Genomic DNA, 25,340 nt, shown 5'->3' on the forward strand with positions numbered 1-25,340 from the left:
GCAAGGTATGCTTGCCGCAACAAAAACGGAGAGCGAGATGAGCGAAACCAGTACCCAGGAACCTGCGGCAGCCGCAGGCCCCCGCGTTCGGCCGGTTCCGGCCGTGACGCGGTCGATCGCGATCCTGCGCCTGCTGGGCCGGGGCGGCGAACCGATGACGCTGAAGACGATTTCGCAGGAGCTGGACATGGTGACCAGCACCTGCCTGCACATTCTTCGGGTATTGGTGGAAGAAGGGCTGGTGAAGGTCGACACCGGAACCAAGCGCTACAGCCTGGGCGTGGGCATGCTGACGCTGGCCCGCAGCGTGATCGAAAGCAGTCCGTTTCCCGCCCTGGCGCAACCAGTGCTGGACAAGATCTCCAGCGCGGCCAATGTCACCGCCATCGGCGTCGAAGTCGCGGGCAGCGACCACATGGTCGTGCTGGCGCTGTCGCGCTCAACCGCGCCATTCCGCCTGCATGTGGACGTGGGCAGCCGCTTTCCCGCGCTGATCAGCGCGACGGGCCGCCTGGTGGCGGCGTATTCCGATTTTTCCGAGAAGGAACTGGAGCGCCGCTTCAAGGCCTTGCGCTGGGACCAGGCGCCCGAGTTCGCCGCCTGGAAAGCGGACCTGGACGCGGTGCGCCGCCAGGGCTACAGCCTGGACCGCAACAACTACATCAACGGCGTCGTCGTGATCGCGGTGCCGGTATTCGACAGCCATAAGCGCATGACGCATGCGCTGGTGGCGGCGGGCCTGGCCGAGCAGCTCGACGCGGCCCGCGTCCACGCCCTGGCGCAAGATCTGCAAACCGAGGCGAACGCCTTGTCCCAACTGCTGGCGGCCAGGAACTGATGCCATGAGCGCGACGCCGACAATCGAATCGCTAGGCGCGGACGGATGGCGCCGGAAGTCGCTGCCGGGATTCGCGGGCCTGATCGGTCCGCTGTGGGCGCGCAGGGAAGGGGACGGCTGGGCGTATGGATTGCTGGCGGCCAGCGACCACCTCAATCCCGCGGGCGTGGTTCACGGCGGACTGCTGAGCGCGCTGCTGGACCACGGGCTGAGCGCCATCGCATGGGAAGCGCTGGCGCGGCGCGCCTGCGTGACCGTGCAGCTGGACACGCACTTCCTGGCGCCGGCCCGTGCCGGGCAATTCCTGGAACTGCGCGGGCGCGTGGTGCGCGCCACGTCCAGCCTGGTGTTCATGCAAGGGGAGGTGAGCGTGGCCGGCAATGCGGTGGCGACGGGCGCGGCGGTATTGAAAGTACTGGAAAGCGCGGCGCCGGCGCCGTGAACCGCGCGGATCAGATCATCGACTGCCCGCTGCGCCTGGCCGCGCGGATGTCCTTCCACAGCGTGACGCACAGCAGCGCCAGGATGGCGGCGGATATCGCCGGCCAGATCAGAAAATAAGCGGTCAACCACATATCAATCTCCTCGTTTTTCGGGGGCGGCCATTCAAGCCTTGGCCGGCTCGGCGACGGGGGGCTGCGCGGGCATTCCGGCGACGGCCTCCTGCTCGCGATGGAACGACGTGACGCGCTCGGCCAGCAGGCCGAAGTCGAAGCGCAGCGGATTGCGCAGGCTCAAGGCCACGCAGACGGTCGCGCTGACGCCGTAGGCGGTCAGCGATCCCATCAGCACGATGTAGTCGCGCAGGGTGCCGATGAAGAAGGGCAGCATGACGGCGACGGCGATCGCGGCAATGCCGATCGCGATGCGGCGCCCGAGAAAGCCAAACGCCATCAGTCCCAGGACCACGGCGCCGCCGATGGCGGAAAAGATCTCGAAGAAGACGGCCACGGCGCCCTGGATCGGCACCAGCTCAAAACGCACGATGGTGAACAGGACCACCGCCGACAGCACGGAGCAGACAAAGGCCCGGTTGTCGACGCGGTCCCAGTAGAAGCTGGCGATGACCGGAAAGACGATGGCTCCCCACAGGGCGCCGACGAACACGAGCATGACCAGGATGTCGAGCCGCAAGCTGGCGAAGACGACGCCTACCATCGTGGCGACGATCATGGTGACGCGGCCCCACCAGAGCATGCGCCGCGGATTCGGGCGGCCGCCGGCCAGGTTCTTGGCGTAGACGTCGGTCATGACGATGGCCGACAGCGCGGCCAGGTCGGAGTCGGCGGTGGACGACAGCGAGCCCACCACCAGCAGGAAGAAAAGCGCGATGCCGAAGGGCGGCAGGTAGGTCGACGCCATCTGCGGAATGATGTTGTTCATGTCGCCGTTGGCGGGCTCCAGGCCCACGAACAGCGCCAGCAGGCCCAGCATGCCCAGCCCGATCACGACCGCGCCGTATCCGACCGTCGCGGTCAGGAAGGTCGGCTTGATCAGGTCTTCGCGCACCGCGAAGAGGCGCTGGGCGATGGTCTGGTTGCCGATGGCGTACGCCAGCACCGCCACGAAGTACGGGGCGCCCTGCTCCAGGATGGCCTTCATGGAATAGAAGCTGGCCTGCTCGGCATCCAGCCGCCACATGTTCGCCTGCAGCACGTCGGGGCCGCCCGCGTTGAAGAAGATCATCGGGATGATGATGACGGCCGCCACGATCATGGCGGCAAGCTGCGCGAAGTCCGTCATGACGGAGGTGCGAAAGCCCGACCACAGCGTGTACGACAGCACGCCCAGGCCGGCGATGAGCACGCCCTGGATGAACGTGAGCGGGCTCAGGATGGAGACCAGCGCGCCGGCCGCGGTGAAGTTCACCATGAGGCTGATGCAGCTGCCCACGATGTTGGACACCGCCATGATCATCTGGCTGGAGGTGCCGTGCCGCGCATGGATGACCTCGGCCAGCGTGTGGGCCTTGGGCGCGAGCTGGCGGAAGCGTTTGCCGAAGGGATAGATGAAGAGAATCATCAGCGCGCCCCAGAATCCGTAATGGAGCGGGCCTGACAGTCCGTACTTGAAGCCGGAAGTCGCGCTTGCATAGAAGGAGGCGGCCCAGATCCAGGTGGCGATCATGCTGGCGGTCGACAGGCCGAAGCCGACCGCGTTGTTCGACACCATGAATCCGTCGACGTTTTCATTCTTCTGGCCGATGAACAGCGACATGAGGAATGTCGCTCCGTAGAAGCCGGCAAGCAACAGGATGGCGGTTGTCGCCGACAACTGAAAAAATGCGGTCTCTTGCATCTTGGGGGTCCTTACTCCTCGACAGCGATGTCATGGCCCGAGAGGCCATGGCTGCGTGAACGCCATTTCCGCGAAATGCGATGGGCGGCATGCCTTCCCAGGGCGCCGCGCGAAACACCAGTTGACCGTTGTTTGCTATGGACGATCGCACGCCTGCCCGGCCGGGCAGAGACAAGCAAAGCCGGAGTCGGACAGAGACAAGACACACCTGTTCGGTGTCATCTGCAGCCGCATTGCGCTGGGTGGTCGTGGCTGGGACGCGGCCCAATGCGGTGAGCAATGGCCCTGCTGGGTAAGCAGGAAAATTTGTTCCGCAGCCATAAGGCTGGGTTTTGGTGTTTCGGCGCGAGCGCCGGGCCGCTGTGCGCGGCCTTGTGACGGGTCACCCTCGACGATATGGCGCCGAGCGGGTCCGGTTAATGAATGACAACAGTCGGCAAGTATAGGGCCATACGCAGCGAGCGTCCACCCGCGCTGGCGTGGGGGCGGTTACAAGCGGCCGTGATTCGCGGCTGGAGAATCAGCGCGCAAGCATGAGTTCCCGCACGCGCTGCTCGTAGTCGGCCGGGAAGCTCCAGAAGCGCATTCCCGCTGGCGTGAAGCCTTCCTGCAAGCCGCGTTCCGCCGGCGATTTATGCCAAAGAAACTGCATCAGCACATCGCTGCTGACCCACGAGTTGCTGTACCAGAAACTGTGCGCGCGGCGGCCCAGGCCGGGAATCATGTTGGGGTCCACCCGGATCATGTCGAAGTTCAAGCGCTGGGAAGCGGCGTTCACGAAGGCCACCTGTTCCTCGGTCAGGTCGTCGGCGTTGGGCCGCCCGGCCCTGGACGCGCGCTGATGGCGCGCCGCGAATCGCAAGGCGCGGTCCCCCAGGTTGGCGCCCAGGCTCACCCGCTGCGTCAGGTCGATGTACTGGCGCAGATCGGTCACGAAGCGGTAGGTGTCTTCGTCCGGCGCCGCGAAATAGATTTGTCCCAGGCGCAGGCGCGCGCGCAGCGCCTCGCGCGTCTCGCCCTCTTTGGGTTGCGCAAGGGAAGCAAGGCCCTCGCTTGCAATCCGGGCGCCGGCGCTGAAGGCGAGCACGTTGATATGCTCGGCGTTCGTGTTCTGGGAGAGCAGCTCTATCAGGCGGGCAAAGGCCGGAACGGAAGCCCTTGCGGTGCGCACGTCGGTCGCGTAGGCAAGCAGGCTGCCGGCCGAAGGCCACAGGAAGGCCAGGACGACAGCCTGGCGGCCCGTGAAGTGATGGAATTGCGCGGCCTGCGCCGTGCCGCGCCATACCGCATTGTTAAAGCCATGCACGTAGATGATCAGGTCGCGGTGCCGGCTGAGCGCCAGGGCGTTGTTGATGGCGGCGAAGTACGCCTGGGCTTCCGGCGAAGACGCGACCTCGCTTTGCGGCGTAAGCGCAACCAGCTCATCCATGCGTTCCAGGCTGAGCACCGGGCGGCCTCGTTCGCTTGCGGAGGTGGAGAGCTGGCGCAGCTGTTCCCAGTCCAGCGTGCCGTCGCCGACCTGCACCTGCGCCACGCCGAAGCGCAGGGTATCGCTTCGGAATATGGAGTAGAACGGCTGGCGCGATTCGAGAAACACCGCGCGGTTCGTGGCGTACAAGAGCGGTATCGAGGTGCTGTCGCCCTTGGCTTCCTTGTGCTCGAAGGGATCGACGTCGGCCTTGGTGAACTTCAGCGGCGTGGGCATCAGTTGCACGGGCGAAGAGCAGGCAGCCAGCAACGCAAGGCCCGCAGACAGCATTGCGGTGCGCGCAATGCGGCTCATGCAGGCGGACAACGCGGGCGCGCGGGCATTGAAGGCATTCATGCGGTGGGCCGGGTTCGTGTTCAGGGAATTGTCGCCGTGGCTCCCGTCACAATCAAGCGGCAAATGAAGCGGCCCGCAAGCGGGCCGCTTCAGCGGCTCAGAAGCCGGCGCGCGGCACGTGAACGCGGCCTTCCATCAGCACCCGCGCGCTGCGGCTCATGATGGCCTTGGTGACCTTCCATTCGCCGTCCACGAGCTGGGCCTGCGCGCCCACGCGCAAGGTGCCCGAGGGATGGCCGAAGCACACGTTGTCGCGCTCGACGCCGCCGGCGGCCAGGTTGACCAGCGTGCCGGGCACCGCCGCCGCGGTGGCGATGGCCACCGACGCCGTGCCCATCATGGCGTGATGCAGCTTGCCCATGGACAGGGCGCGCACCAGCACGTCGATGTCGCCCGTGCCGATCTGCTTGCCGCTGGACGACACGTATTCCTTCGGAGGGGCGACGAACGCGACCTTGGGCGTGTGCTGGCGGCCGGCGGCCTCTTCGATGTTCTTGATCAGTCCCATGCGCAGCGCGCCGTGGGCGCGGATGGTCTCGAAGCGCGCCAGCGCGGCGGCGTCGCCGTTGATGTCGTCCTGCAATTCCGCGCCGGTATAGCCCAGGGCCGACGCTTCCAGGAAGATGGTGGGGATGCCGGAGTTGATCATGGTGGCCTTGAACGTGCCCACGCCCGGGACCTCCAGGTCGTCCACCAGGTTGCCGGTGGGGAACATGGAGCCGCCATCGCCTTCCTCGGCCGGGTCCATGAATTCCAGGCGCAGCTCGGCGGCGGGGAACGTCACGCCGTCCAGTTCGAAGTCGCCGGTCTCCTGCACCGCGCCGCCGGTGATGGGCACATGCGCGATGATGGTCTTCTTGATGTTCGCCTGCCAGATCCGCACGATGGCGATGCCGTCTTGCGGAATGCGGCCCGCGTCGACCAGGCCGTTGGCGATGGCGAACGGGCCCACCGCGGCCGACAGGTTGCCGCAGTTGCCGCTCCAGTCCACGAAAGGCTGGTCGATGGAGACCTGGCCGAACAGGTAGTCCACGTCATGGTCCGGGCGCGCGCTCTTGCCGACGATGACTGTCTTGCTGGTGCTGGACGTGGCGGCGCCCATGCCGTCGATCTGTTTGCCGTAGGGGTCGGGGCTGCCGATCACGCGCATCAGCAGCGCGTCGCGCGCGGCGCCTGGCGCGCGCGCGGATTCGGGCAGGTCGTCCAGCTTGAAGAACACGCCTTTGCTGGTGCCGCCGCGCATGTAGGTGGCGGCAATCTTGGTCTGGGGAGCATGGGCCATGGGGCAGTCCTGATGTCTCGGGAGAGGGGCGGCGGGCGCAGGCGCGCCCGCCAGTCTTGCGTTGCGGGGCGTATCAGCCGGCCAGCTTGCCGGCGCCCGATACGGATTCGGCTTCCAGGAAGTCCTGGGCAAAGCGCTGCAGCACGCCGCCGGCCTCGTAGATCGAGACCTCTTCGGCGGTGTCCAGGCGGCAGGTCACGGGGACTTCAACGGTCTGGCCGCCGCGGCGGTGGATCACCAGCGTCAGGTCGGCGCGCGGCTTGCGTTCGCCGATCACGTCGTAGCTTTCGGTGCCGTCCAGGCCCAGCGTCTTGCGGTTCACGCCCGGCTTGAACTCCAGCGGCAGCACGCCCATGCCGATCAGGTTGGTGCGGTGGATGCGCTCGAAGCCTTCGGCGACGATGGCTTCCACGCCGGCCAGGCGCACGCCCTTGGCGGCCCAGTCGCGCGAGGATCCCTGGCCATAGTCCGCGCCCGCCACGATAATCAGCGGCTGCTTGCGCTCCATGTAGGTCTCGATGGCTTCCCACATGCGCATGACCTGGCCCTCGGGCTCCACGCGCGCCAGCGAGCCCTGCTTGACCGCGCCGTCGTCGCTCTTCACCATTTCATTGAAGAGCTTGGGGTTGGCGAAGGTGGCGCGCTGCGCGGTCAGGTGATCGCCGCGGTGCGTGGCGTAGGAGTTGAAGTCCTCTTCCGGCAGGCCCATCTTGTCCAGGTATTCGCCGGCGGCGCTGTCGAGCAGGATGGCGTTGGACGGCGACAGGTGGTCTGTCGTGATGTTGTCGCCCAGCACGGCCAGCGGCAGCATGCCGCGCAGGCTGCGCTCGCCGGCCAGCGCGCCTTCCCAGTACGGCGGGCGGCGGATGTAGGTGCTTTGCGCGCGCCAGTCGTACAGCGGGCTCACCGCATTCTTGCGGTCGTCCTTGATGCCGAACATGGGGGCGTAGACCTTGCGGAACTGCTCGGGCTTGACCGAGGACTTGACCATGGCGTCGATCTCTTCGTCGCTCGGCCAGATGTCCTTCAGGCGGATCTCGCGGCCGTCGGCGGCAGTGCCCAGCACGTCGCGCTCGATGTCGAAGCGGATGGTGCCGGCGATGGCGTAGGCCACGACCAGCGGCGGCGAGGCCAGGAAGGCCTGCTTGGCGTAGGGATGGATGCGGCCGTCGAAGTTGCGGTTGCCGGACAGCACGGCGGTGGCGTAGAGGTCGCGGTCGATGATCTCTTGCTGGATCGCGGGGTCGAGCGCGCCGGACATGCCGTTGCACGTGGTACAGGCAAACGCCACCACGCCGAAGCCCAGTTTTTCCAGGTCTTGGGTCAGGCCGGCTTCGTCCAGGTACAGCTGCACGGCCTTGGAGCCGGGCGCGAGCGAGCTCTTGACCCAGGGCTTGCGCGCGAGACCCGCGCGGTTGGCGTTGCGCGCCAGCAGGCCCGCCGCGATGACGTTGCGCGGATTGCTGGTGTTGGTGCAGCTGGTGATGGCGGCGATGATGACGGCGCCGTCGGGCATCAGGCCAGGTTCGTTCTCGACCACGCCCGAGATGCCGCGCTCGGCCAGGTCCGCCACCGGCAGGCGGCGGTGCGGGTTGGACGGGCCGGCCAGCGTGCGCACGACGGTGGACAGGTCAAAGCGCAGCACGCGCTCGTACTCGGCGGTGGCCAGGCTGTCGGACCACAGGCCCGCGGTTTTGGCGTAGGTTTCCACCAGCGCGATCTGCTCGTCCTCGCGGCCGGTCAGGCGCAGGTAGTCGATGGTCTGCTGGTCGATCGAGAACATCGCGGCCGTGGCGCCGTACTCGGGCGCCATGTTCGAGATGGTGGCGCGGTCGCCCAGCGTCAGGCTGGAGGCGCCTTCGCCGTAAAACTCCAGGTACGCGCCCACCACCTTTTCCTTGCGCAGGAATTCGGTCAGGGTCAGCACGATGTCGGTCGCGGTGATGCCGGGCTGGGCGCGCCCGGTCAGTTCGACGCCGACGATGTCGGGCAGGCGCATCCAGGACGCGCGGCCCAGCATGACGTTTTCGGCTTCCAGGCCGCCCACGCCGATGGCGATCACGCCCAGCGCGTCCACGTGCGGGGTGTGGCTGTCGGTGCCCACCAGCGTGTCCGGGAAGGCCACGCCGTCCTGCGTGTAGATCACGGGGGACATCCGCTCCAGGTTGATCTGGTGCATGATGCCGTTGCCCGGGGGCACGACCTCGATGTTCTCGAAGGCCTGCTTGGTCCAGTCGATGAAGTGGAAGCGGTCTTCGTTGCGGCGGTCTTCCACGGCGCGGTTCTTGGCGAAGGCGTCGGGATCGTTGCCGTCGAATTCCACGGCCAGCGAGTGGTCGACGATCAGCTGCACCGGCACCACGGGGTTGACCTTGGCCGGATCGCCGCCTTTCTCGGCGATGGCGTCGCGCAGGCCGGCCAGGTCCACCAGCGCCGTCTGGCCCAGGATGTCGTGGCAGACCACGCGCGCGGGAAACCACGGGAAGTCCAGGTCGCGGCGGCGCTCGATGAGCTGCTTGAGCGCGTCGGTCAGCATGGCCGGTTCGCAGCGGCGGACCAGGTTCTCGGCCAATACGCGCGAGGTATAGGGCAGGCCGTCATAGGCGCCGGGGGCGATGGCCTCCACGGCCGCGCGGGCGTCGAAATAGTCCAGGCGGGTGCCGGGCAGGGTCTTGCGGTACGACTGGTTCATCATGCCTCCGTGCGCTGCAGGTTGCTCTGCGCGATCTGTTGTTCGATGTTGATGCGGGATGCGCGGATGTGGCGGCGCATCAGGATTTCGGCCAGCTCGCCGTCGCCGTCGGCGATGGCGTCAAGAATGCGGTGGTGTTCGGCGTAGGCCTGGCGGGGGCGGTTGGGCGTCGTCGAATACTGGATGCGGTACATGCGCGCCAGCTGGTAGAGCTCGTCGCAGAGCATGCGGAACAGCATCTGGTTGCCGCTGCCCTTGACGATGCGGTAGTGGAAATCGTAGTCGCCTTCCTGCTGGTAGTAGCCCAGGCCAGCCTGGAAGGCCTCGTCGCGTTCGTGCGCTTCCAGCACGCCGCGCAGTTCGGCGATTTCCGAGGGCGGCATGCGTTCGGCGGCCAACCGGCAGGCCATGCCTTCCAGCGATTCGCGGATTTCGTAGAGTTCGGACAGTTCCTGCTGGGTCAGGGACACCACGCGGGCGCCGGCATGCGGCACGCGCACCAGCAGCTTCTGGCCTTCCAGCCGGTGCAGGGCCTCGCGCAGCGGACCCCGGCTGACGCCATGGATGCGCGCCAGTTCCGGTTCGGAAATCTTGCTGCCCGGGGCGATCTCGCCCTTGACGATGGCGGACTGGATCTTGCGGAAAATGTGGTCCGAAAGCGTCTCGCCATCGCCCGGCGGGGCGCCCGGCAGGGTCAGCACTTTGCTCATGGTGTCAACAATCTATCCGGTTTTTGTGAAAAAATTCGGAATAAAGCGCGTATGCGCGCCAGATTGTCAACAATTTACCCCGGGGCGGGGTGCGACGCAAGCGTCCGGGGGCGCTTGCGCGGGGCACAGTATTGCCGGGCAGGTCGTGCGCTTCCAAGCGCAGTTAGCCGTTGCGGCTATTGAGTTCGACTGCCGCCGGATCGCTGAAGGAGTTTTCGATCGTCAGGCTCAAGGCCACATATGGGGTCGCCATGCATGCAGCAAAGAGCAGGCCTCACGCGATGGCTGCCGGACGCAGGTTGGATTTTCTTGGCGGAGGCAAACGCACCCCATTGCGATCGCATAGGTAGAAGCTCGCTCCGCGTGGGTCGTAGCGGTAGAAGATGTGCTTGTTTGACGCCACGGGTGTGGTGTCGTGGCCGGACAGGTCCGGGTTTTCGCCACACAGTCGTTCCACTTCATCGGGCCAACGGAATTTGGCTGCCTGATGCGCTGCCCAGCGATCGATCAGGGGGCCAAAGCCTACCCAGTAAAAGGTTGGAATCCGGGGAGGACCGGATGGTTTGCTATAGAAGGGGAGATTGGCCGAGGGCTGAATCGCATCGAGGCCTTCTTCCATGTAGCGGCGGATAAACTCAAAGCGTAGCGCGGCAGAAGGAATGTCACTATCGTCCAGGACGTCGAAACCGCCGTCGAGCCACAGGACACCATTTAGTACGATGCCCTCATGCGTCACGCCGGTCGGCGGGGGAAATGCCAATTGCAGATTGACGCGGCCGGGCATTTTGAGGCGGAAAAAAGGGAGTACGGTGCGCCAAGGCACAGCGACCACATTGCCTCTTCCGTCCATGGTCTGTACTAGCTGTGCCTGTCGATTAAAGCGGATACGCCCTCCTGGACGCGCAATAGCCCAGAGCGCGAGGAAGAACAGCGAGTTGAACAACAGGTATGGTATGACTAAATACCAAAGCGATGGGTCGGTGCAGACATAGGCCACCATAACCACTAAGAAGAAGGTATGCAGCATAGACAACATATAGGCGTCATCGATGAGCTTGCCGCTCCCTAGGCGGCTTTCGATAAAACGCTCGTTGAACAAAGTACGATCGCTGATATCGTTTTCGAATTTCACGTCTCCCGCCCACATCGCCAGGTCCACTGGCTCCATTGGCGCTTGATCGCCGCGCTTCATCCAGCGCGCGATACCATCTTCGAAACTAGGCAAGGTCTTTTTCTTCTTACCCATTAGTTTTTCACCTTGAAGGAAGTTTCTGGATCACTGAAGGCGTTGGGCCAATAGGTCGTCACGGTATCGCACGATTTGTGCGGCCGACTTGAAAGTGGGGTAGCTTCCGCCGTTCACCACTTTGACCTCGTCAGGATCATTGAAGTCCTGCTTCTTGTCCGGATCGCCGAAGGGCTGCTGCCTACCGCTGAAATTCCGATACCGCCATTGCGCCGGCAATTCCACTTTTTCCGGCAATCATGGCGCTTTCGTCTTCCGATCAAAGGTCGCCTGCTGGGTCGGTGTGCGTTCACCAAAAAGGGCATCAAACGTTGGCCGCTGGACGCAAGTTGGAATTTTTCAGCGGGGGCAAACGTACGCCGTTACGATCGCACAGGTAGAAGCTCTCTCCGCGTGGGTCATAGCGGTAGAAGATGTGCGTGTTTGACGCCACGGGTGTGGTGTCGTGGCCGGACAGGTCCGCGTCTTCGGCGCAGAGTCGCTCCACTTCATCGGGCCATCGAAATTTGGCTGCGTGGTAGGCGGCCCAGCGATCTATCAAGGGGCCAAAGCCCACCCAGTAAAAGGTTGGAATCCGTGGGGGACCAGAGGGTTTGCTGTAAGTGGGCAGATCTGCCGTAGGCTGAATCGCATCGAGGCCCTCTTCCATGTAGCGGCGGATGAACTCAAAGCGTAATCCGGCCGAAGGGATGTCGCTGTCGTCAAGGCAGTCGAAACCGCCGTCCAACCACAAGACTCCCTTGTACTCGTAGATCTTGGCTTTATTACCAAGCGGGGGAGGAAATGCTAACTGCAGATCAACGCGGCCTGGCATTTTGAGGCGGAAGAAGGGTTGTACGGTGCGCCAAGGTACGGCGGCCACATTCCCCTTCCCGTCCACCGTCTGCACCAATTGCGCTTGTCGATTAAAGCGGATGCGTCCGCCCGGGCGTGCAAAAGCCCCGATCGACAGAAAGAAAAAAGAGTTGAACAGCAGGTACGGTATGACCAGGTACCAAAGCGACGGGTTCTCGCAGATAGCCGCCACGATGCATATTAGAAAAATGGTGTGCCACATGGAAAGCGTGTAGGTGTTATCAAGGAGTTCGTTTTCCCCAATGCGGCTTTCGATAAATCGCTCGTTGAACAAGCTACGATCGCTGACGTCATTTTCGAATTTCGCGTCCCCCGGCCACATCGCCAGATCGACGGGCTCCATCGGCGCAGTGTCGCCGCGCTTCTTCCAGCGTTCGATTCCTTCCTCGAAACTAATGGTGGGCTTTTGTTTACTGGTCATCAATTTGCCACCTTGAAGGAAATCTCTGGATCACTGAAAGCGTTGGGCCAATAGGTCATCACGGTATCGCACGATATTTGCGGCCGACTTGAAAGCGAGGTGGCTCCGGCCGTTCACCACTTTGACCTCGTCAGGATCATTGAAGTCCTGCTTCTTGTCTGGATCGCCGAAGGGCTGCTGCCTGCCGCTGAAATTCCGATACCGGCATTGCGCCGGCAATTCCTATTTTTCCGGCAATCATGGCGCTTTCGTCTTCAGATCAAAGGTTGCCTGCTGGGTCAATGTGCGTTCACCAAAAAAGGGCATCAAACGTTGGCCGCTGGACGCAAGTTGGAATTTTTCAGCGTGGGCAAACGTACGCCGTTACGATCGCACAGGTAGAAGCTCGCTCCGCGTGGGTCGTAGCGGTAGAAGATGTGCTTGTTTGACGCCACGGGTGTGGTGTCGTGGCCGGACAGGTCCGCGCCTTCTGCACACAGCCTCTCCACTTCATCGGGCCATCGAAATTTGGCCGCCTGGTGCGCTGCCCAGCGGTCGATCAAGGGGCCAAAGCCCACCCAGTAAAAGGTTGGAATCCGTGGGGGACCAGAGGGTTTGCTGTAAGTGGGCAGATCTGCCGTAGGCTGAATCGCATCGAGGCCCTCTTCCATGTAGCGGCGGATGAACTCAAAGCGTAATCCGGCCGAAGGGATGTCGCTGTCGTCAAGGCAGTCGAAACCGCCGTCCAACCACAAGACTCCCTTGTACTCGTAGATCTTGGCTTTATTACCAAGCGGGGGAGGAAATGCTAACTGCAGATCAACGCGGCCTGGCATTTTGAGGCGGAAGAAGGGTTGTACGGTGCGCCAAGGTACGGCGACCACATTCCCCTTCCCGTCCACCGTCTGCACCAATTGCGCTTGTCGATTAAAGCGGATGCGTCCGCCCGGGCGTGCAAAAGCCCCGATCGACAGAAAGAAGAACGAGCTAAATAGCAGATGCGGTATGACCAAGTACCAAAGCGACGGGTTCGAGCAGAAAGCGGCGATTACAACCACCAGAGTAAAAGTGTGCAACATCGAGAGCATGTAGGTATTGTCAAGGAGCTCATTTTCCCCAATGCGGCTTTCGATAAATCGCTCGTTGAACAAGCTACGATCGCTGATGTCATTTTCGAATCTCGCGTCCCCCGGCCACATCGCCAGATCGACGGGCTCCATCGGCGCGGTGTCGCCGCGCTTCTTCCAGCGTTCGATTCCTTCCTCGAAACTAATGGTGGGCTTTTGTTTGCTGGTCATCAATTTGCCACCTTGAAGGAAATTTCCGGGTCACTGAAAGCGTTGGGCCAATAGGTCATCACGGTATCGCCGATCTGTGTTGTCGTTTCGAACGTGATGTAGCCTACGCCGTTCACCAGCTTGACCTTATCCGGATCGCCGAATTCGTACTCCTTATCAGGATCACCGAAGGCTTGCTCCTTGCCCTGGCCGTTGAAGTTCTTGTATTGGGTGAGCGCATACGCGCTGGCTTGCGGTTGCCAGCCGGGCAGCGTCACCGTTATGGTGCGGGCTGGCATGAGATTGACCAGCACGGGACCAATAACAGGAATGGCGGCCTTGCCCAGTTTTTCGTAGAAGTGCATATCCGTTTCGATGCGAGGCTCCTGGTACAAGCGCATGAACTCCAGGCGCTCCTCGCCTGTCGACTCCCATCGCGGCTGCTTGCCCCATAGGCAATGGGCCAGCCAATCGGTGATTTTTTGCTCGGATTTTTGCTCTTCCACATAGCCAGCCCAAAGCGTACGCAGGATGTCGAAGGCTATCAGCCCCAACCCCACTGGGCCGGCTTCGAGTTTGGCGAAATTCGCCAGCGCCGCAGTCCCATATTTCCCGCCAAATTGATTTCCGAACAGATATGCGGCGGCAACTGCCGCTTCGCTGAACTGCATGAGGCCGTCAATGATGATATACGCGCGCACACTGCCGCGTGCATCGTATTGGTCTACACCAGCCTTGAAGGCACCGGCCAATGCCGACACCGCCATAGCCCCAATCATGCTTCTATCCGCCTGCTCCATGACACGCTTGGCAGCGTTGGCGGCAAGGTTGTCGCCTGCAAGAATCGCCCGTTGCCTGGCTACATACTGCATTGCACTTTGCATGCCATACCCACTGGCGACGGTCCCTGCCGCGTTACTGCCGACATCCAACAGCTTGGCCACGATATTCCCATCATGCTGCCCCAATCTCTTGACGGCGTTGGACAGGTTGACCATGCTGCCCCATATGCCCAGCGTACTGGCGCCCATTTTTAGCCCGTGCCAAAGAGACAGCCGCTTCGCTAAACCCCGGACGTATTCCGCCCGTTCCACGTCCTTCAGTCGGGCTGCCTCCGCCTCAAAAAAGGGCATGGTTTCCTCTACCGCCACGCCGAGCTTGGTCCGCCGAAACGGCATCGTGCCCTTGATGCGCAGGCTGTCCCGCAGCTTTCCGGGCACCTCGTCCAACATCACTGGGACGCTACTCTTTCCCAGGCTCCCATCAAGCACCTCGATGATGCGTTGGTAACGCGAGCCAGGGAATTTCTCTGGTGCCGCCAACCCCTTCTTGGCCAGCAGCCCCATCGCGACTTGGCTGATCTGCTGCGAGGCGGTGTCGGGCGGCACCGACTTCAGGAGCGCATCCAACCGGCCCATGGCTGCGCTAGCCAGTTGGTCCCCGCTCATCGATGTCGTTTTCAGGACGGCATCATCGTAGTTGCCGCCGTCCGATTTAACAGGAGTAGGCGCATCAACATAGTTAACGACCACCGGGTTCGCGAGCATCGCGTAGTGGAAGACGCCCGTGGGACCATGCGCCAGCAGTTGTCCGGCCAGGACCTCGCTACCTTTCTCATGGTAAGCAAGCGCCAGGACGCAGCGTGCAATCGCGCCCCGCATTGCGCAAAAACCAAAATTGTCGTTGGCGTCGTACAAGTCCAGGGCAGGCCTCCAGGCTCCTGCGCCCGAATAGGTCCACCAAAGCCAAAGCGGTTCGGTCTTTTGGCTGATTGTCTTTAGCAGGCGGTCTCGCGCCGCACTGTCATTCTCCAGGTACTCCTGCCGCGCCTTATCGTCCAGGAATCTCCGGCGTTTGTCGCGTGCCGCATTGCCAGCTCGATCGGCTTCCCTTTGAGCTCGCAGCAGCGCCTCGCCGGTAGCGGATGTGCCACGCGTGCCCCAGACGATAGTGTCGTTCCCATAGCTGTTCTTGTACGCCTTGTAATAGAGCGGATCGAGCAGCGAATCGGCCACTTTTGAAACCCATAGCGCACGGTGGGATTGCGCGTTGTAGTCGGTCCAGTCAGTGACGGCCGAGGCAACCATGGTGTTCAGTTCGCTCAGCAGGCCCACCGGATCGTGCAGCACAACCGCCAGCCTGGCGCTGCCCGGCCCCTGAGCCATGCTCAGGTCGGCTAGCGTCGGTAGACGGCCACTGTTCGGGTACTCAGACCAAACGACTGGCTTGCCGTCGAGTCCTACAGGCTGCTGATCCGCGACATCTTCCACGCGCAGCGTGTGCTTGACCGGCGGACTGGCTGCCGGGCTAGGGTCATCCTTGAACGCGGCCAGCCAGGGTACGAGGTTCACCTCCGTGCCCAGGGCGCTGCGCACGCCATTCGTATTGCCCTGAAAGGCCGCGAGCTTCGCCGGACTGAGCAAGGTATCGGCAAACCAGATCGCGACCGATCTTGGATCGTGGTCGTAGGCTGGAATGTAGGGAAAGGCCAGCAGCTCGCCGACCAATGCCGTAGGGCGGAATTCATTGTCGAGTTGAAGCCGCTGGAACTGCGCGGGCCGGCGCTGGCCGCCGTTGGTGTCGCCGTCCGGGCTGCGATAGACGAAGCACAGGATCTGCTCCCGGTTGTCCGGGTCATGGATGTACAGGAATCCATCGTCGTCGCGCAGGGGGCGCAACACGTACTCGGTACTGCCCAGTGCGGGAAATCCGCGTTCCAGGTTGGGATGGCGGTATGCGAATCCCCCCTTCTCGGCGGGCGCGACCGCGTAGCGCAGCGGAAAGAAGGGAATGACCTTGCTGCAATTGTGCGGTGATTGGGCGGAGCCGCTCGGCGTGCAGGCGCTCAGTTCCCGTGGTGTTTTGGCGATGACGGTCATGCCGCGGCTCCTTTCGTCAAGACATGCACGCGTTGCAGGCGACGCCGGGCAGGGGATTGCAAGTCGCCCATGACGTTTATGGGCCATGAGTATCTGCCAACGCCAACGCCACGGGTTTAAGACTTGTTCGAAAATTCGGTTCGAAATGCAGTTTGACGAGGCAATTTCAAAATGCGATTCGGCACACGCCCGCGGCGCCAGAACGGAGCACGATGGATCGCGCGACGTCGACTTCGGCCGAAGCGCGATCTACTTAATCCTGCGAGAAGCAGGGGGAAAAACATTCGCTGTGTAGTCTATTTAGCATTCGATATTCTTGGTAATTCTTCTGATGAATATCGTCATAGATAGACGGAATGTTGAGCGAAGGATCGCATGCGGCAAGGACTCGGCGCAGGCGTCGCGGGCTGCCAGCATCAAACCCCGCACGCATACGTCATGAACTGCCGGAACGCGTCGGCGGGCTTGGCCAGACTTGCGCGCGGATGCCAGAGCAGGCCCGCCTCCATCGGCGGCACGGCGTCGATGACGGGCACCGCTTCGATCTTGCGGCCTTCCAGCGACCAGGGCCGGTAGACCATGTCCGATAGCATCGTGATCCCGAATCCGTGCGCCACCAGTCCGCGCAGCGCTTCCATCGAGCGGGTGCGGAACGCGATGTCGGGCTGCAGGCCGTGGGCGCGCCAGTAGTTCAGCGTGGACCGTTCGCCCTCGTCTACTTCCAGCAAGATGTAGGGATACCCGGCGATGTCGGCGAGCGACGGCGCCGCGGCCTGCAGCAGCGGGTGGCCTGAGGCCGTCCAGAGCTGGCGGCGGGACCGGACCAGCACCTGGTGCCCGAAGCGCTCGCGCTTTTCCACGTTGGACAGCAGCGCCACGCCCAGCTCGACGTCGCCGCTGGCCACCGCGTGTTCGATCTCGGGCCGGTCCAGGTCGACCAGATCGAGCACCACGTCGGGGTAGCGGCGGCGAAAGCGCGCCAGCAGGTCGGGCAGGAAGTAGCCCAGCACGGTGTAGGACGCCGCGATCCGCACCGAGCCGCGCAGCGCATAGCGCTGAAAGCCCGGCTCGCGCAGCGCGTCGTCCAGGGAGTCCAGCACGTCGCGGGCGCGCTGGTGAAAGTTGTGCCCTTCGGGCGTCAGCGTGACGCCGTGCGGATGGCGGTCGAACAGGCGCACGCCCAATTGCGCCTCCAGCGCCAGCACGGCATTGGTGACGGCGGATTGCGAGACATGCTGGTCGGCCGCCGCCATGGAAAACCGGCCCGTGCGGGCGGCGGCGGCGAAGTAGCGCAACTGCCGCAGGGTGACATCGTTAGGCATGTGTTTATCAAATACCAGCTACCTGAATATATGAATATACGATAGCCATCGCCATTCCTACACTGCGGAAAACACCAGAAATCCCCCTCGCAGATTGCAGGAGACAAGCCCGTGAACGCCCCTCTACCCCCCGGCGTGGCCGATACCCATGGCCTGGCGCTGGACGACAAATACACCCAGGCCCGCGGCCGCATTTATCTCAGCGGCACGCAGGCGCTGGTGCGCCTGCCCCTGATGCAGAAGCAGCGCGACCAGCAGGCCGGCCTGAATACGGCGGGCTATGTATCCGGCTACCGAGGGTCTCCGCTGGGCGGACTGGACCAGGCCCTGTGGAAGGCCAAGCGGCACCTGAAGGCGAACGACGTGGTGTTCCAGCCCGGCGTGAACGAGGACCTGGCCGCCACGGCCGTGTGGGGCACGCAGCAGGTGAACCTGTTCCCGGGCGCCACGCGCGATGGCGTGTTCGGCATGTGGTACGGCAAGGGGCCGGGGGTGGACCGGTCCGTGGATGTGCTCAAGCACGCCAACTCCGCGGGCACTTCCGCGCACGGCGGGGTGCTGATGCTGGCGGGCGATGACCATGCCGCGAAGTCCTCGTCGGTGGCGCACCAGTCCGAACATGTGCTGATCGCCAGCGGCATCCCGGTGCTGTATCCGTCCAACGTGCAGGAATACCTGGACTACGGCCTGCACGGCTGGGCCATGAGCCGCCATACGGGCCTGTGGGTGGCGATGAAGTGCGTGACCGACGTGGTGGAGTCCAGCGCGTCGGTCGACGTGGACCCGGGGCGCGTGCGTATCGTGCTGCCGCAAGACAGCCTGCCCGCCGGCGGCCTGAACATCCGCTGGCCGGATTCGCCGCTGGCGCAGGAGGCGCGGCTGCTGGACCACAAGTGGTACGCGGCGCTGGCCTACGTGCGGGCCAACAAGCTGAACCGGGTGGTGCTGGATTCGCCGCGCGCGCATTTCGGCATCATGACCGCGGGCAAGGCCTATCTGGACGTGCGCCAGGCGCTGAACGACCTGGGGCTGGACGAGGCGGGCTGCGCGGCGGCCGGCATCCGGGTGCTGAAGGTGGGCTGCATCTGGCCGCTGGACGCGCAGGACGCGCGCGAGTTCGCCACCGGGCTGAAAGAGATCCTGGTCGTCGAGGAAAAGCGCCAGATCCTGGAGTACGCGCTGAAGGAAGAACTCTACAACTGGCGCGACGACGTGCGCCCGCGCGTGTATGGCAAGTTCGACGAGCGCGAGAACGGCGGGGGCGAGTGGTCCACGCCGCGCGGCGGCTGGCTGCTGCCGGCGCGCCATGAGCTGTCGCCCGCGCTGATCGCCCGCGCGATCGCCGCGCGCCTGGAAAGGGCGGACCTGCCGGACGCGCTGCGCGCCCGCATCGCCGCCCGGCTCGCCGTGATCGACGCGAAGGAGCGCGAGGCCGCCCGTCCCACGCTGGTGGAAGAGCGCAAGCCCTGGTTCTGTTCGGGCTGTCCGCACAACACCTCCACCCGCGTGCCGGAGGGCTCGCGCGCGGTGGCCGGCATCGGCTGCCACTACATGGCCATGTGGATGGACCGCAATACCGACACCTTCAGCCAGATGGGCGGCGAGGGCGTTGCCTGGCTGGGGCAGAAGGACTTCACGTCGGAGCGCCACATCTTCGCCAACCTGGGCGACGGCACCTACTTCCATTCCGGCCTGCTGGCCATCCGCGCGGCGGTCGCGGCGCGCGCCAGCATCACCTACAAGATCCTCTACAACGACGCGGTCGCGATGACCGGCGGGCAGCCGGTGGACGGCGTGCTGACCGTGCCGCAGATCGCCGCGCAGATGCAGGCCGAAGGCGTGGGCAAGACGGTGGTCGTGACCGACGAGCCCGAAAAATACACGGGCGCCGCCGCGCTGCCGGCGGGGGTGCAAGTGCATCACCGCAAGGCGCTGGACGACGTGCAGCGCGCCCTGCGCGACCTGGAGGGCACGACGGTGCTCATCTATGACCAGACCTGCGCCACCGAGAAGCGCCGCCGCCGCAAGCGCGGCGAGTATCCCGACCCGCCCCGCCGCGCCTTCATCAACGAAGCGGTGTGCGAAGGCTGCGGCGATTGCTCGGTGAAATCCAACTGCCTGTCGGTGGAGCCGCTGGACACCCCCATGGGGACGAAGCGGCGGATCAACCAGTCCTCCTGCAACAAGGACTTTTCCTGCGTGGACGGCTTCTGCCCCAGCTTCGTGACGGCCGAAGGCGCGGTCCTGCGCAAGCCCGGCCAGGCGGGCGACGCGCCCGCGCTGCCCGCCGCGCCCTTGCCCATGCCGGCCGGCATTGCCGCCGGGGCCGCCTGCCGCGTGGTGATCGCGGGCGTGGGCGGCACGGGCGTGGTCACCATCGGCGCGCTGCTGGGCGCGGCCGCGCACATCGAAGGCAAGGGCGTGACGGTGCTGGACATGGCGGGCCTGGCGCAGAAGGGCGGCGCGGTGCTCAGCCACGTGCAGCTGGCGAACCGTCCCGAAGACCTGCACGCCACCCGCGTGGCGCTGGGCGAGGCGGACCTCGTGATCGGTTGCGATGCGCTGGTGTCGGCGTCGCCGGAAGTGCTGTCGCGCCTGCGCCCGGACCATGGACGCGCCGTGGTGAACAGCAGCGCCGCGCCGACGGCCGCCTTCCTGTCCCAGCCCGCATGGAAGTTCCCGGGCGCGCAGGCCCAGGCCGCGCTGGGCCAGAGCACCGGCGGCCATTGCGACTTCATCGAGGCGGGGCCGCTGGCCGAGTCCTTGCTGGGCGACAGCATCTACGCCAATCCGCTGCTGCTGGGCTATGCCTGGCAGAAGGGCGGCTTGCCGCTGTCGCTGGACAGCCTGCGCCGCGCCATCGAGATCAACGGCGTGTCGGTGGAGAAGAACCTGGCCGCGTTCGAGCTGGGCCGGCAGGCCGCGCACCATGGCGCGGAGGCGTTGCGCCCGGCGGCGCCGGAACGCGTGGCGGCGCTGCCTGAAACCCTGGACGGCATGATCAAGCGCCTGGCCGCGCATGTGCGCGCCTATCAGGACGAGGCCTATGCGGCGCGCTTCCTGGCGGCGGTGGAAGCCGTGCGGACCCGGGAGTCCACGCTTGCGCAAGGGCACGAGGTGACGCGCGCCGTCGCGCGCAACCTGGCCAAGCTCATGACCTACAAGGACGAATACGAAGTCGCGCGCCTGTATGCCGATCCCGTCTTCAAGACCCGGCTGCGGACGCAGTTCGAGGGCGAGCCCGGCCGCGACTACCGGGTGCGCTACTACCTCGCGCCGCCCGCCTTCGCGCGGCGCGACGCGCGGGGCCGTCCGCAGAAGCGCGCCTACGGTCCGTGGATGGCGCTGGCGTTTCGCGCGCTGGCTCCGATGAAACGGGTGCGCGGCACCTGGCTGGATGTGTTCGGCAGGACGGCCGAGCGCCGCATGGAACGGCAGCTGGCGGCCGACTATCTGGCGCTGGCGGGGGAGTTCTCGCGGTCGCTGGACGCCGGCAATCGCGATGCCGCGCTGGCGCTGGCCGGCTTGCCGGACGCGATCCGGGGCTATGGCCACGTCAAGGAAAAGAGCGTGGAGCAGGCGCAGGCCAGGCAGGCCGGCTTGTGGGAACGCTATCGCAACGGGGACCGCGTGCCGCTGGCGGCATGAGCGGCTGGACGGGGGCGTGGTGTACGATCCCCGGTCTGTGCGGGTCGCGCCGCTTGCCCTCTGCCCGGCCATGGAAAACATCCTACGCAAACTTACCGAGGTCGGGCGCGCGACGCAGCCTGAGCTGCTCGTGCAAGTGTCTGACACCCTTGAGACATCATCCCAGGCTGAAGCCCGTCTCTCACAGGTGTCAGACACCGAGGCCGTCGTGCCTCGCGGCCTGAGTTGCTCATGCAGGTGTCTGACACCCTTGAGACGTCATCCCAGGCTGAAGCCCGTCTCTCACGGGTGTCAGACACCGAGGCCGTCGTGCCTCGCGGCCTGAGTTGCTCATGCAGGTGTCTGACACCCTTGAGGCGTCATTCCAGGCTGAAGCCCGTCTCTCACGGGTGTCAGACACCGAGGCCGTCGTGCCTCGCGGCCTGAGTTGCTCATGCAGGTGTCTGACACCCTTGAGACGTCATTCCAGGCTGAAGCCTGTCTCTCACGGGTGTCAGACACCGAGGCCGTCGTGCCTCGGGGGGCGGATGCCGGCATCGCCGTTCACAGTTCCAGCACGATCTTGCCGCCGCCGCAGGCGCGCGAGCAGCAGGCCATCATTTTGCCGTTGGCCTCGCGTTCGGCGCGCGTGAGGACTACGTCGCGGTGGTCGATGTCGCCCTCCAGCACGCGCACCTCGCAGGAGCCGCACAGGCCTTCCTCGCAATCGCTCTGTACGTCGATGTTGGCGCCGCGCAGGGCGGTCAGCAGCGTCTGGTCCGCCGGCACCGTGATGACGATGCCGGAGTCCTTCAGCACCGCCTCGAAGGCCTGTTCCTTAGCCGGATCCAGCGTGCCCAGCGTGGAATGGAAGTGCTCGACGCGCAACGCGTCTTCCGGCCAGGCGGCGCAACAGCCGGCCAGCGCATCCAGCAGGCCCTGCGGGCCGCAGGCATAGATCTGCGTGCCGGCCTCGGGCGCGGCGAGCAGCGCCGCGTAGTCGGCGCGACCGCCTTCATCCTTGATGTGCAGGCGCAGGCGGTCGCCGTGCAGCGGCGCCAGTTCTTCCAGCAGCGCCATGCAGCGGCGCGAGCGGCCGCTGTAATGCAGCTCGTAGTCCAGGCCCAGTTCGCTGGCGCGGCGCGCCATGGCGCTGATGGGCGTGATGCCGATGCCGCCCGCGATCAGGATGAGCTTGCCGGCGGCTTCGTTCAGGCGGAAGTGATTGCGCGGGCCGCGGATGCGCAGGCGCGCGCCGGGCACGGCGTGGGCATGCATCCAGGCGGAGCCGCCGCGGCCGTCCGCCTCCTTCAGCACCGCGATCTCGAACACGCCGGCCTCTGCCGGGTCTCCGCACAGCGAGTACTGGCGCGACAGGCCCGTGTCGCCGCACTCCACATCGATATGCGAGCCGGGCGTCCAGCGGGGCAGAGGCTTGCCGTCGGGCGAGGCCAGGCGCAGGCGCAGGATGCCGTCGGCCGCCTGCACGGCGCTTTGCACCACGACGGGCCGCGTGATGGCGTGGGACGACGGCTCCCCGATGCGCACCGGATGCTGGCCGGCCAGCAGGGCGGGGTTGGCGCGTTCCGGATTGCGCCGCGGATCCCATTCCACCCACAGGTGTTCCGGTCCGCGAAACGAGGTGTTCGGCACGTAGGTGAAGGACTGCTCGGACAGTTTCATGTGCGGCAGGCGGCGCGTCAGCTCTTCCAGGAAGATCTGCATTTCCATGCGCGCCAGGTTCTTGCCCATGCACTGGTGCGATCCATAGCCGAAGGTGAGCTGGTCGCTGGCGTTTTCGCGGCGGATGTCGAACAGGTCCGCGTCGGCGAACTGGCCTTCGTCGTGGTTGGCCGACGACGTTACGATCAGCAGCTTGGAGCCGGCGGGTATGGGCATGCCCGCGATCTCCACGTCGCGCGTGGCCAGGCGGCGCCACGCGGCCACCGAGCCGTTGTGGCGCAGGCATTCCTCGACCGCGTTGGGTATCAGGTCTGGATCTTCGCAGATCTCGCGCCAGGCGTCCGGGTGCTGCAGCAGCAGCTTGATGGCGTTGGCCGATGCGTTGGCGGTGGTTTCATGCGCGGCCACGATGCCGGCCATCATCATGGAATGCAGGTACGAGTCGGTCACGACCTCGGGGTGCGTCTTCTGCTTGCGCAGGCCGTATTGCATCCAGCCGGGGCCCGATGGGTCTTGCCGCATCTTGGCGAGGATCTTGCCGGCGAGCTGCCAGAAGTTGCCCACCGCGTGCGCCACGGCCACCTGCTCTTCGGGCTTGGGCCGGCCCCAGGTGTTGACGGTGTGCGCGATGGAGTACTGGCGCAGCAACTCCATGTCTTCTTCGGGCACGCCCAGGAAATGCAGCGCCACGGTCAGCGGCACTTCCCACAGCATCTGGTCGACCAGGTCGGCGCGGCCGTCGTTGACGAAGCGGTCCACGTATTCGCGCGTCAGGCGGCGCACCATGGGTTCGTGGTGCTTCAGTTCCTCGGGGGTGAACGGGTCCATCAGCACGCGCCGGCGCGGCATGTGGGCGGGCTCGTCCTCGTTCACCAGCGTGCGGTTCATGGCGTAGCCATAGGATTCCAGCACCGCGTTGGCCTCGGGCCCGGTGGGCGTGATTTTCTCCAGCGCGATGGACGGGCTGAACGTGAGGTTGTCGCGGAAGATCGCCTTGATGTCCTCGTAGCGAGTCACCACCCAGTAGCCCAGCTTGGGGCTGTAGAACACCGGCTCCTGGTCGCGCGCCCAGCGCACGTACTCGGGCGGGTCCTGCTGGTAGCCGTCGCCGAAGGGATCGAACTCGGCGGCGCGCGCGCTGACCGGACAGCCCGTGGGGCTTTGCGCGGCGGCCAGCGCGGCGTGGTCGATGGGACAGCCCGAGGGGCGCGAGGGGGAGGGTGCTTGGCTCATGGGATCGTTCCGTGTATTCGTCGTGCGGGCCTGCCGCGCGCGTGGGCTTGCGGCAGGCCGGGGGCGCTCAGTCCAGCGTGATGCGCAGGTCGCTGATGAGCTTTTGCCAGCGGGCGCGCTCGCTCGTCAGCATGTCGGCGTACTGCGCGGGCGTATTGCCCACGGGCTCGATGCCGAACTCCACCAGGCGCTGGCGCGTGGCCGGGTCATTGATGGTGGCCACGACCTGCTTGTTCAGCGCGTCGATGACCGGCTGCGGCGTCCCGGCAGGCACCACCACGCCCACTTGCGCGGCGGCTTCCACGTTCTTCAGGCCGATTTCCGCGAAGGTCGGCACGTCGGGCAGCTGCGGCAGGCGGGTGGGGTTGGCGACGGCCAGGGCCTTCACCTTGCCGCCGTTGATGAAGCCGGCGCCCGCGGCCAGGTCCACCATCATCGCGGGAATCTGGCCGCCGGCCACATCGGCCAGCGCCGGCGACGCGCCGCGATAGGGCACGTGCGTCAGCGTCAGGCCGGATTCGACCTTCAGCAGCTCCATGGCCAGGTGATGCGGGCTGCCCGCGCCGGCCGAGCCGTAGTCCAGCCCTTCCTTGCGGCTCTTGGCCTCGGCCAGGAACTCCTGCACCGTGTTGACCTTCATGGACGGACCGACCACCAGGATCATCGGGAAACGGCCCATCAGCGTGACGGGCGCGAGATCCTTCGCGGGGTCGTACGACAGCTTCTTGTAGAGCGCGGGATTGAACACCAGGGTGCCGTTGTCGGCGGACAGCATCGTGTAGCCGTCGGCCGGGGCGCGCGCGGTTTCCGAGGCCGCGATGGCGGTGTTGCCGCCCGGCTTGTTCTCGATCACCACGGGCTGGCCGAGGCGACCGGTCAGGCCCTGGCCGATGCTGCGCGCCAGGAAGTCGGACCCGCCGCCCGCGGCGTAAGGCACGACCCAGCGCACGGGCTTGGACGGATACGCGGCAGCCGGCTGCTGGGCGGATGCGCTGGCACAGGCCAGCAGGGGCAGGGCCAACAGGCCGGCCAGGACATGGTGTTTCAAGGTGCGCATAGGCGGTCTCCTCATTGGGATGGCCTGATGGCCTCCCTTCTTTTGCGTAAATCATATACGCAATGCGTAATTTTTCAAGAAGGGTTAACCTTGGCCCGTCCCTGGCTTTTCGCCCC

The 25,340-nt window shown here is 65.0% G+C and carries 17 protein-coding genes; 3 read left to right on the forward strand and 14 right to left on the reverse strand.

Translation table 11 applies throughout. The annotated features are described in order from the left end of the window. The first annotated feature begins 37 nt into the window (after positions 1-37). Both ACFWP0_RS06555 and ACFWP0_RS06560 read left to right on the forward strand, forming a co-directional pair. A complete protein-coding gene (locus tag ACFWP0_RS06555) occupies positions 38-838 on the forward strand; it encodes an IclR family transcriptional regulator (RefSeq protein WP_377840616.1) in 801 nt (266 codons plus the stop codon). A gap of 4 nt (positions 839-842) precedes the next feature. Beyond that, entirely contained in the window at positions 843-1,280 is a 438-nt protein-coding gene (locus tag ACFWP0_RS06560) for a PaaI family thioesterase (RefSeq protein ID WP_377840617.1), read from the forward strand. 10 nt (positions 1,281-1,290) lie between these two features. Here the strand turns inward: ACFWP0_RS06560 and ACFWP0_RS06565 are convergent, their stop codons facing one another. From ACFWP0_RS06565 to ACFWP0_RS06620, 12 genes are all read right to left on the reverse strand, one after another. Beyond that, positions 1,291-1,413, reverse strand: coding sequence for a putative transporter small subunit (locus ACFWP0_RS06565; protein WP_213697135.1), 123 nt, complete (start codon positions 1,411-1,413; stop codon positions 1,291-1,293). Between the two features lie 31 nt (positions 1,414-1,444). After that, positions 1,445-3,136: a sodium:solute symporter family protein gene (locus ACFWP0_RS06570; protein WP_377840618.1), complete on the reverse strand. Its 1,692-nt coding sequence runs from the start codon at positions 3,134-3,136 to the stop codon at positions 1,445-1,447. A gap of 520 nt (positions 3,137-3,656) precedes the next feature. Beyond that, positions 3,657-4,961 carry an alpha/beta hydrolase gene (locus ACFWP0_RS06575; RefSeq protein ID WP_377840619.1) on the reverse strand — a complete coding sequence of 435 codons (1,305 nt, stop codon included), beginning with the start codon at positions 4,959-4,961 and terminating at the stop codon, positions 3,657-3,659. A gap of 97 nt (positions 4,962-5,058) precedes the next feature. After that, positions 5,059-6,243 (reverse strand): 2-methylaconitate cis-trans isomerase PrpF, encoded by a 1,185-nt coding sequence (gene prpF / locus ACFWP0_RS06580; protein WP_377840620.1) that lies wholly within the window; start codon positions 6,241-6,243, stop codon positions 5,059-5,061. Between the two features lie 73 nt (positions 6,244-6,316). Then, positions 6,317-8,935 (reverse strand): Fe/S-dependent 2-methylisocitrate dehydratase AcnD, encoded by a 2,619-nt coding sequence (acnD, locus tag ACFWP0_RS06585; protein ID WP_377841176.1) that lies wholly within the window; start codon positions 8,933-8,935, stop codon positions 6,317-6,319. Then, complete coding sequence (locus ACFWP0_RS06590) at positions 8,935-9,645, reverse strand: GntR family transcriptional regulator (protein ID WP_377840622.1); 711 nt, start codon at positions 9,643-9,645, stop codon at positions 8,935-8,937. The genes acnD and ACFWP0_RS06590 overlap by 1 nt, the downstream gene beginning before the upstream one ends. Before the next feature lie 274 nt (positions 9,646-9,919). Beyond that, entirely contained in the window at positions 9,920-10,891 is a 972-nt protein-coding gene (locus ACFWP0_RS06595) for a hypothetical protein (protein WP_377840623.1), read from the reverse strand. 30 nt (positions 10,892-10,921) lie between these two features. Further along, the gene (locus tag ACFWP0_RS06600) at positions 10,922-11,128 is read right to left on the reverse strand and encodes a hypothetical protein (RefSeq protein WP_377840624.1); all 207 of its coding nucleotides are present in this window, start codon (positions 11,126-11,128) and stop codon (positions 10,922-10,924) included. A 67-nt stretch (positions 11,129-11,195) separates the two neighbouring features. Beyond that, a complete protein-coding gene (locus ACFWP0_RS06605; protein WP_377840625.1) occupies positions 11,196-12,167 on the reverse strand; it encodes a hypothetical protein in 972 nt (323 codons plus the stop codon). 305 nt (positions 12,168-12,472) lie between these two features. Beyond that, positions 12,473-13,444, reverse strand: coding sequence for a hypothetical protein (locus ACFWP0_RS06610; protein ID WP_377840627.1), 972 nt, complete (start codon positions 13,442-13,444; stop codon positions 12,473-12,475). Further along, positions 13,444-16,302, reverse strand: a complete 2,859-nt coding sequence (locus tag ACFWP0_RS06615) for a toxin VasX (RefSeq protein WP_377840628.1) — start codon at positions 16,300-16,302, stop codon at positions 13,444-13,446. The genes ACFWP0_RS06610 and ACFWP0_RS06615 overlap by 1 nt, the downstream gene beginning before the upstream one ends. Positions 16,303-16,718: 416 nt before the next feature. Further along, the gene (locus ACFWP0_RS06620) at positions 16,719-17,624 is read right to left on the reverse strand and encodes a LysR family transcriptional regulator (protein ID WP_377840630.1); all 906 of its coding nucleotides are present in this window, start codon (positions 17,622-17,624) and stop codon (positions 16,719-16,721) included. Between the two features lie 111 nt (positions 17,625-17,735). Here ACFWP0_RS06620 and ACFWP0_RS06625 point away from each other — a divergent pair, with 111 nt between their 5' ends. Continuing rightward, on the forward strand, positions 17,736-21,272 hold the full coding sequence (locus ACFWP0_RS06625; RefSeq protein WP_377840632.1) for an indolepyruvate ferredoxin oxidoreductase family protein: 3,537 nt from the start codon (positions 17,736-17,738) through the stop codon (positions 21,270-21,272). A gap of 543 nt (positions 21,273-21,815) precedes the next feature. On the opposite strand, the gene ACFWP0_RS06630 is transcribed toward ACFWP0_RS06625, so the two are convergent. Together ACFWP0_RS06630 and ACFWP0_RS06635 are read right to left on the reverse strand one after the other, a co-directional pair. After that, on the reverse strand, positions 21,816-24,167 hold the full coding sequence (locus ACFWP0_RS06630; RefSeq protein ID WP_377840633.1) for a cytochrome P450/oxidoreductase: 2,352 nt from the start codon (positions 24,165-24,167) through the stop codon (positions 21,816-21,818). Positions 24,168-24,234: 67 nt separating this feature from the next. After that, the gene (locus ACFWP0_RS06635) at positions 24,235-25,224 is read right to left on the reverse strand and encodes a Bug family tripartite tricarboxylate transporter substrate binding protein (protein WP_377840635.1); all 990 of its coding nucleotides are present in this window, start codon (positions 25,222-25,224) and stop codon (positions 24,235-24,237) included. Between the last annotated feature and the right edge of the window lie 116 nt (positions 25,225-25,340).

Source organism: Achromobacter sp. NPDC058515 (assembly GCF_042721735.1).
GTDB lineage: Bacteria > Pseudomonadota > Gammaproteobacteria > Burkholderiales > Burkholderiaceae_B > Achromobacter.

Bases quoted from the DNA above. Each gene is read 5' to 3' on its own strand.
- ACFWP0_RS06555 (WP_377840616.1), top strand. From the start codon at position 38: ATGAGCGAAACCAGTACCCAGGAACCTGCGGCAGCCGCAGGCCCCCGC.
- ACFWP0_RS06560 (WP_377840617.1), top strand. From the start codon at position 843: ATGAGCGCGACGCCGACAATCGAATCGCTAGGCGCGGACGGATGGCGC.
- ACFWP0_RS06565 (WP_213697135.1), bottom strand. From the start codon at position 1,413: ATGTGGTTGACCGCTTATTTTCTGATCTGGCCGGCGATATCCGCCGCC.
- ACFWP0_RS06570 (WP_377840618.1), bottom strand. From the start codon at position 3,136: ATGCAAGAGACCGCATTTTTTCAGTTGTCGGCGACAACCGCCATCCTG.
- ACFWP0_RS06575 (WP_377840619.1), bottom strand. From the start codon at position 4,961: ATGAATGCCTTCAATGCCCGCGCGCCCGCGTTGTCCGCCTGCATGAGC.
- prpF (WP_377840620.1), bottom strand. From the start codon at position 6,243: ATGGCCCATGCTCCCCAGACCAAGATTGCCGCCACCTACATGCGCGGC.
- acnD (WP_377841176.1), bottom strand. From the start codon at position 8,935: ATGAACCAGTCGTACCGCAAGACCCTGCCCGGCACCCGCCTGGACTAT.
- ACFWP0_RS06590 (WP_377840622.1), bottom strand. From the start codon at position 9,645: ATGAGCAAAGTGCTGACCCTGCCGGGCGCCCCGCCGGGCGATGGCGAG.
- ACFWP0_RS06595 (WP_377840623.1), bottom strand. From the start codon at position 10,891: ATGGGTAAGAAGAAAAAGACCTTGCCTAGTTTCGAAGATGGTATCGCG.
- ACFWP0_RS06605 (WP_377840625.1), bottom strand. From the start codon at position 12,167: ATGACCAGTAAACAAAAGCCCACCATTAGTTTCGAGGAAGGAATCGAA.
- ACFWP0_RS06610 (WP_377840627.1), bottom strand. From the start codon at position 13,444: ATGACCAGCAAACAAAAGCCCACCATTAGTTTCGAGGAAGGAATCGAA.
- ACFWP0_RS06615 (WP_377840628.1), bottom strand. From the start codon at position 16,302: ATGACCGTCATCGCCAAAACACCACGGGAACTGAGCGCCTGCACGCCG.
- ACFWP0_RS06620 (WP_377840630.1), bottom strand. From the start codon at position 17,624: ATGCCTAACGATGTCACCCTGCGGCAGTTGCGCTACTTCGCCGCCGCC.
- ACFWP0_RS06630 (WP_377840633.1), bottom strand. From the start codon at position 24,167: ATGAGCCAAGCACCCTCCCCCTCGCGCCCCTCGGGCTGTCCCATCGAC.
- ACFWP0_RS06635 (WP_377840635.1), bottom strand. From the start codon at position 25,224: ATGCGCACCTTGAAACACCATGTCCTGGCCGGCCTGTTGGCCCTGCCC.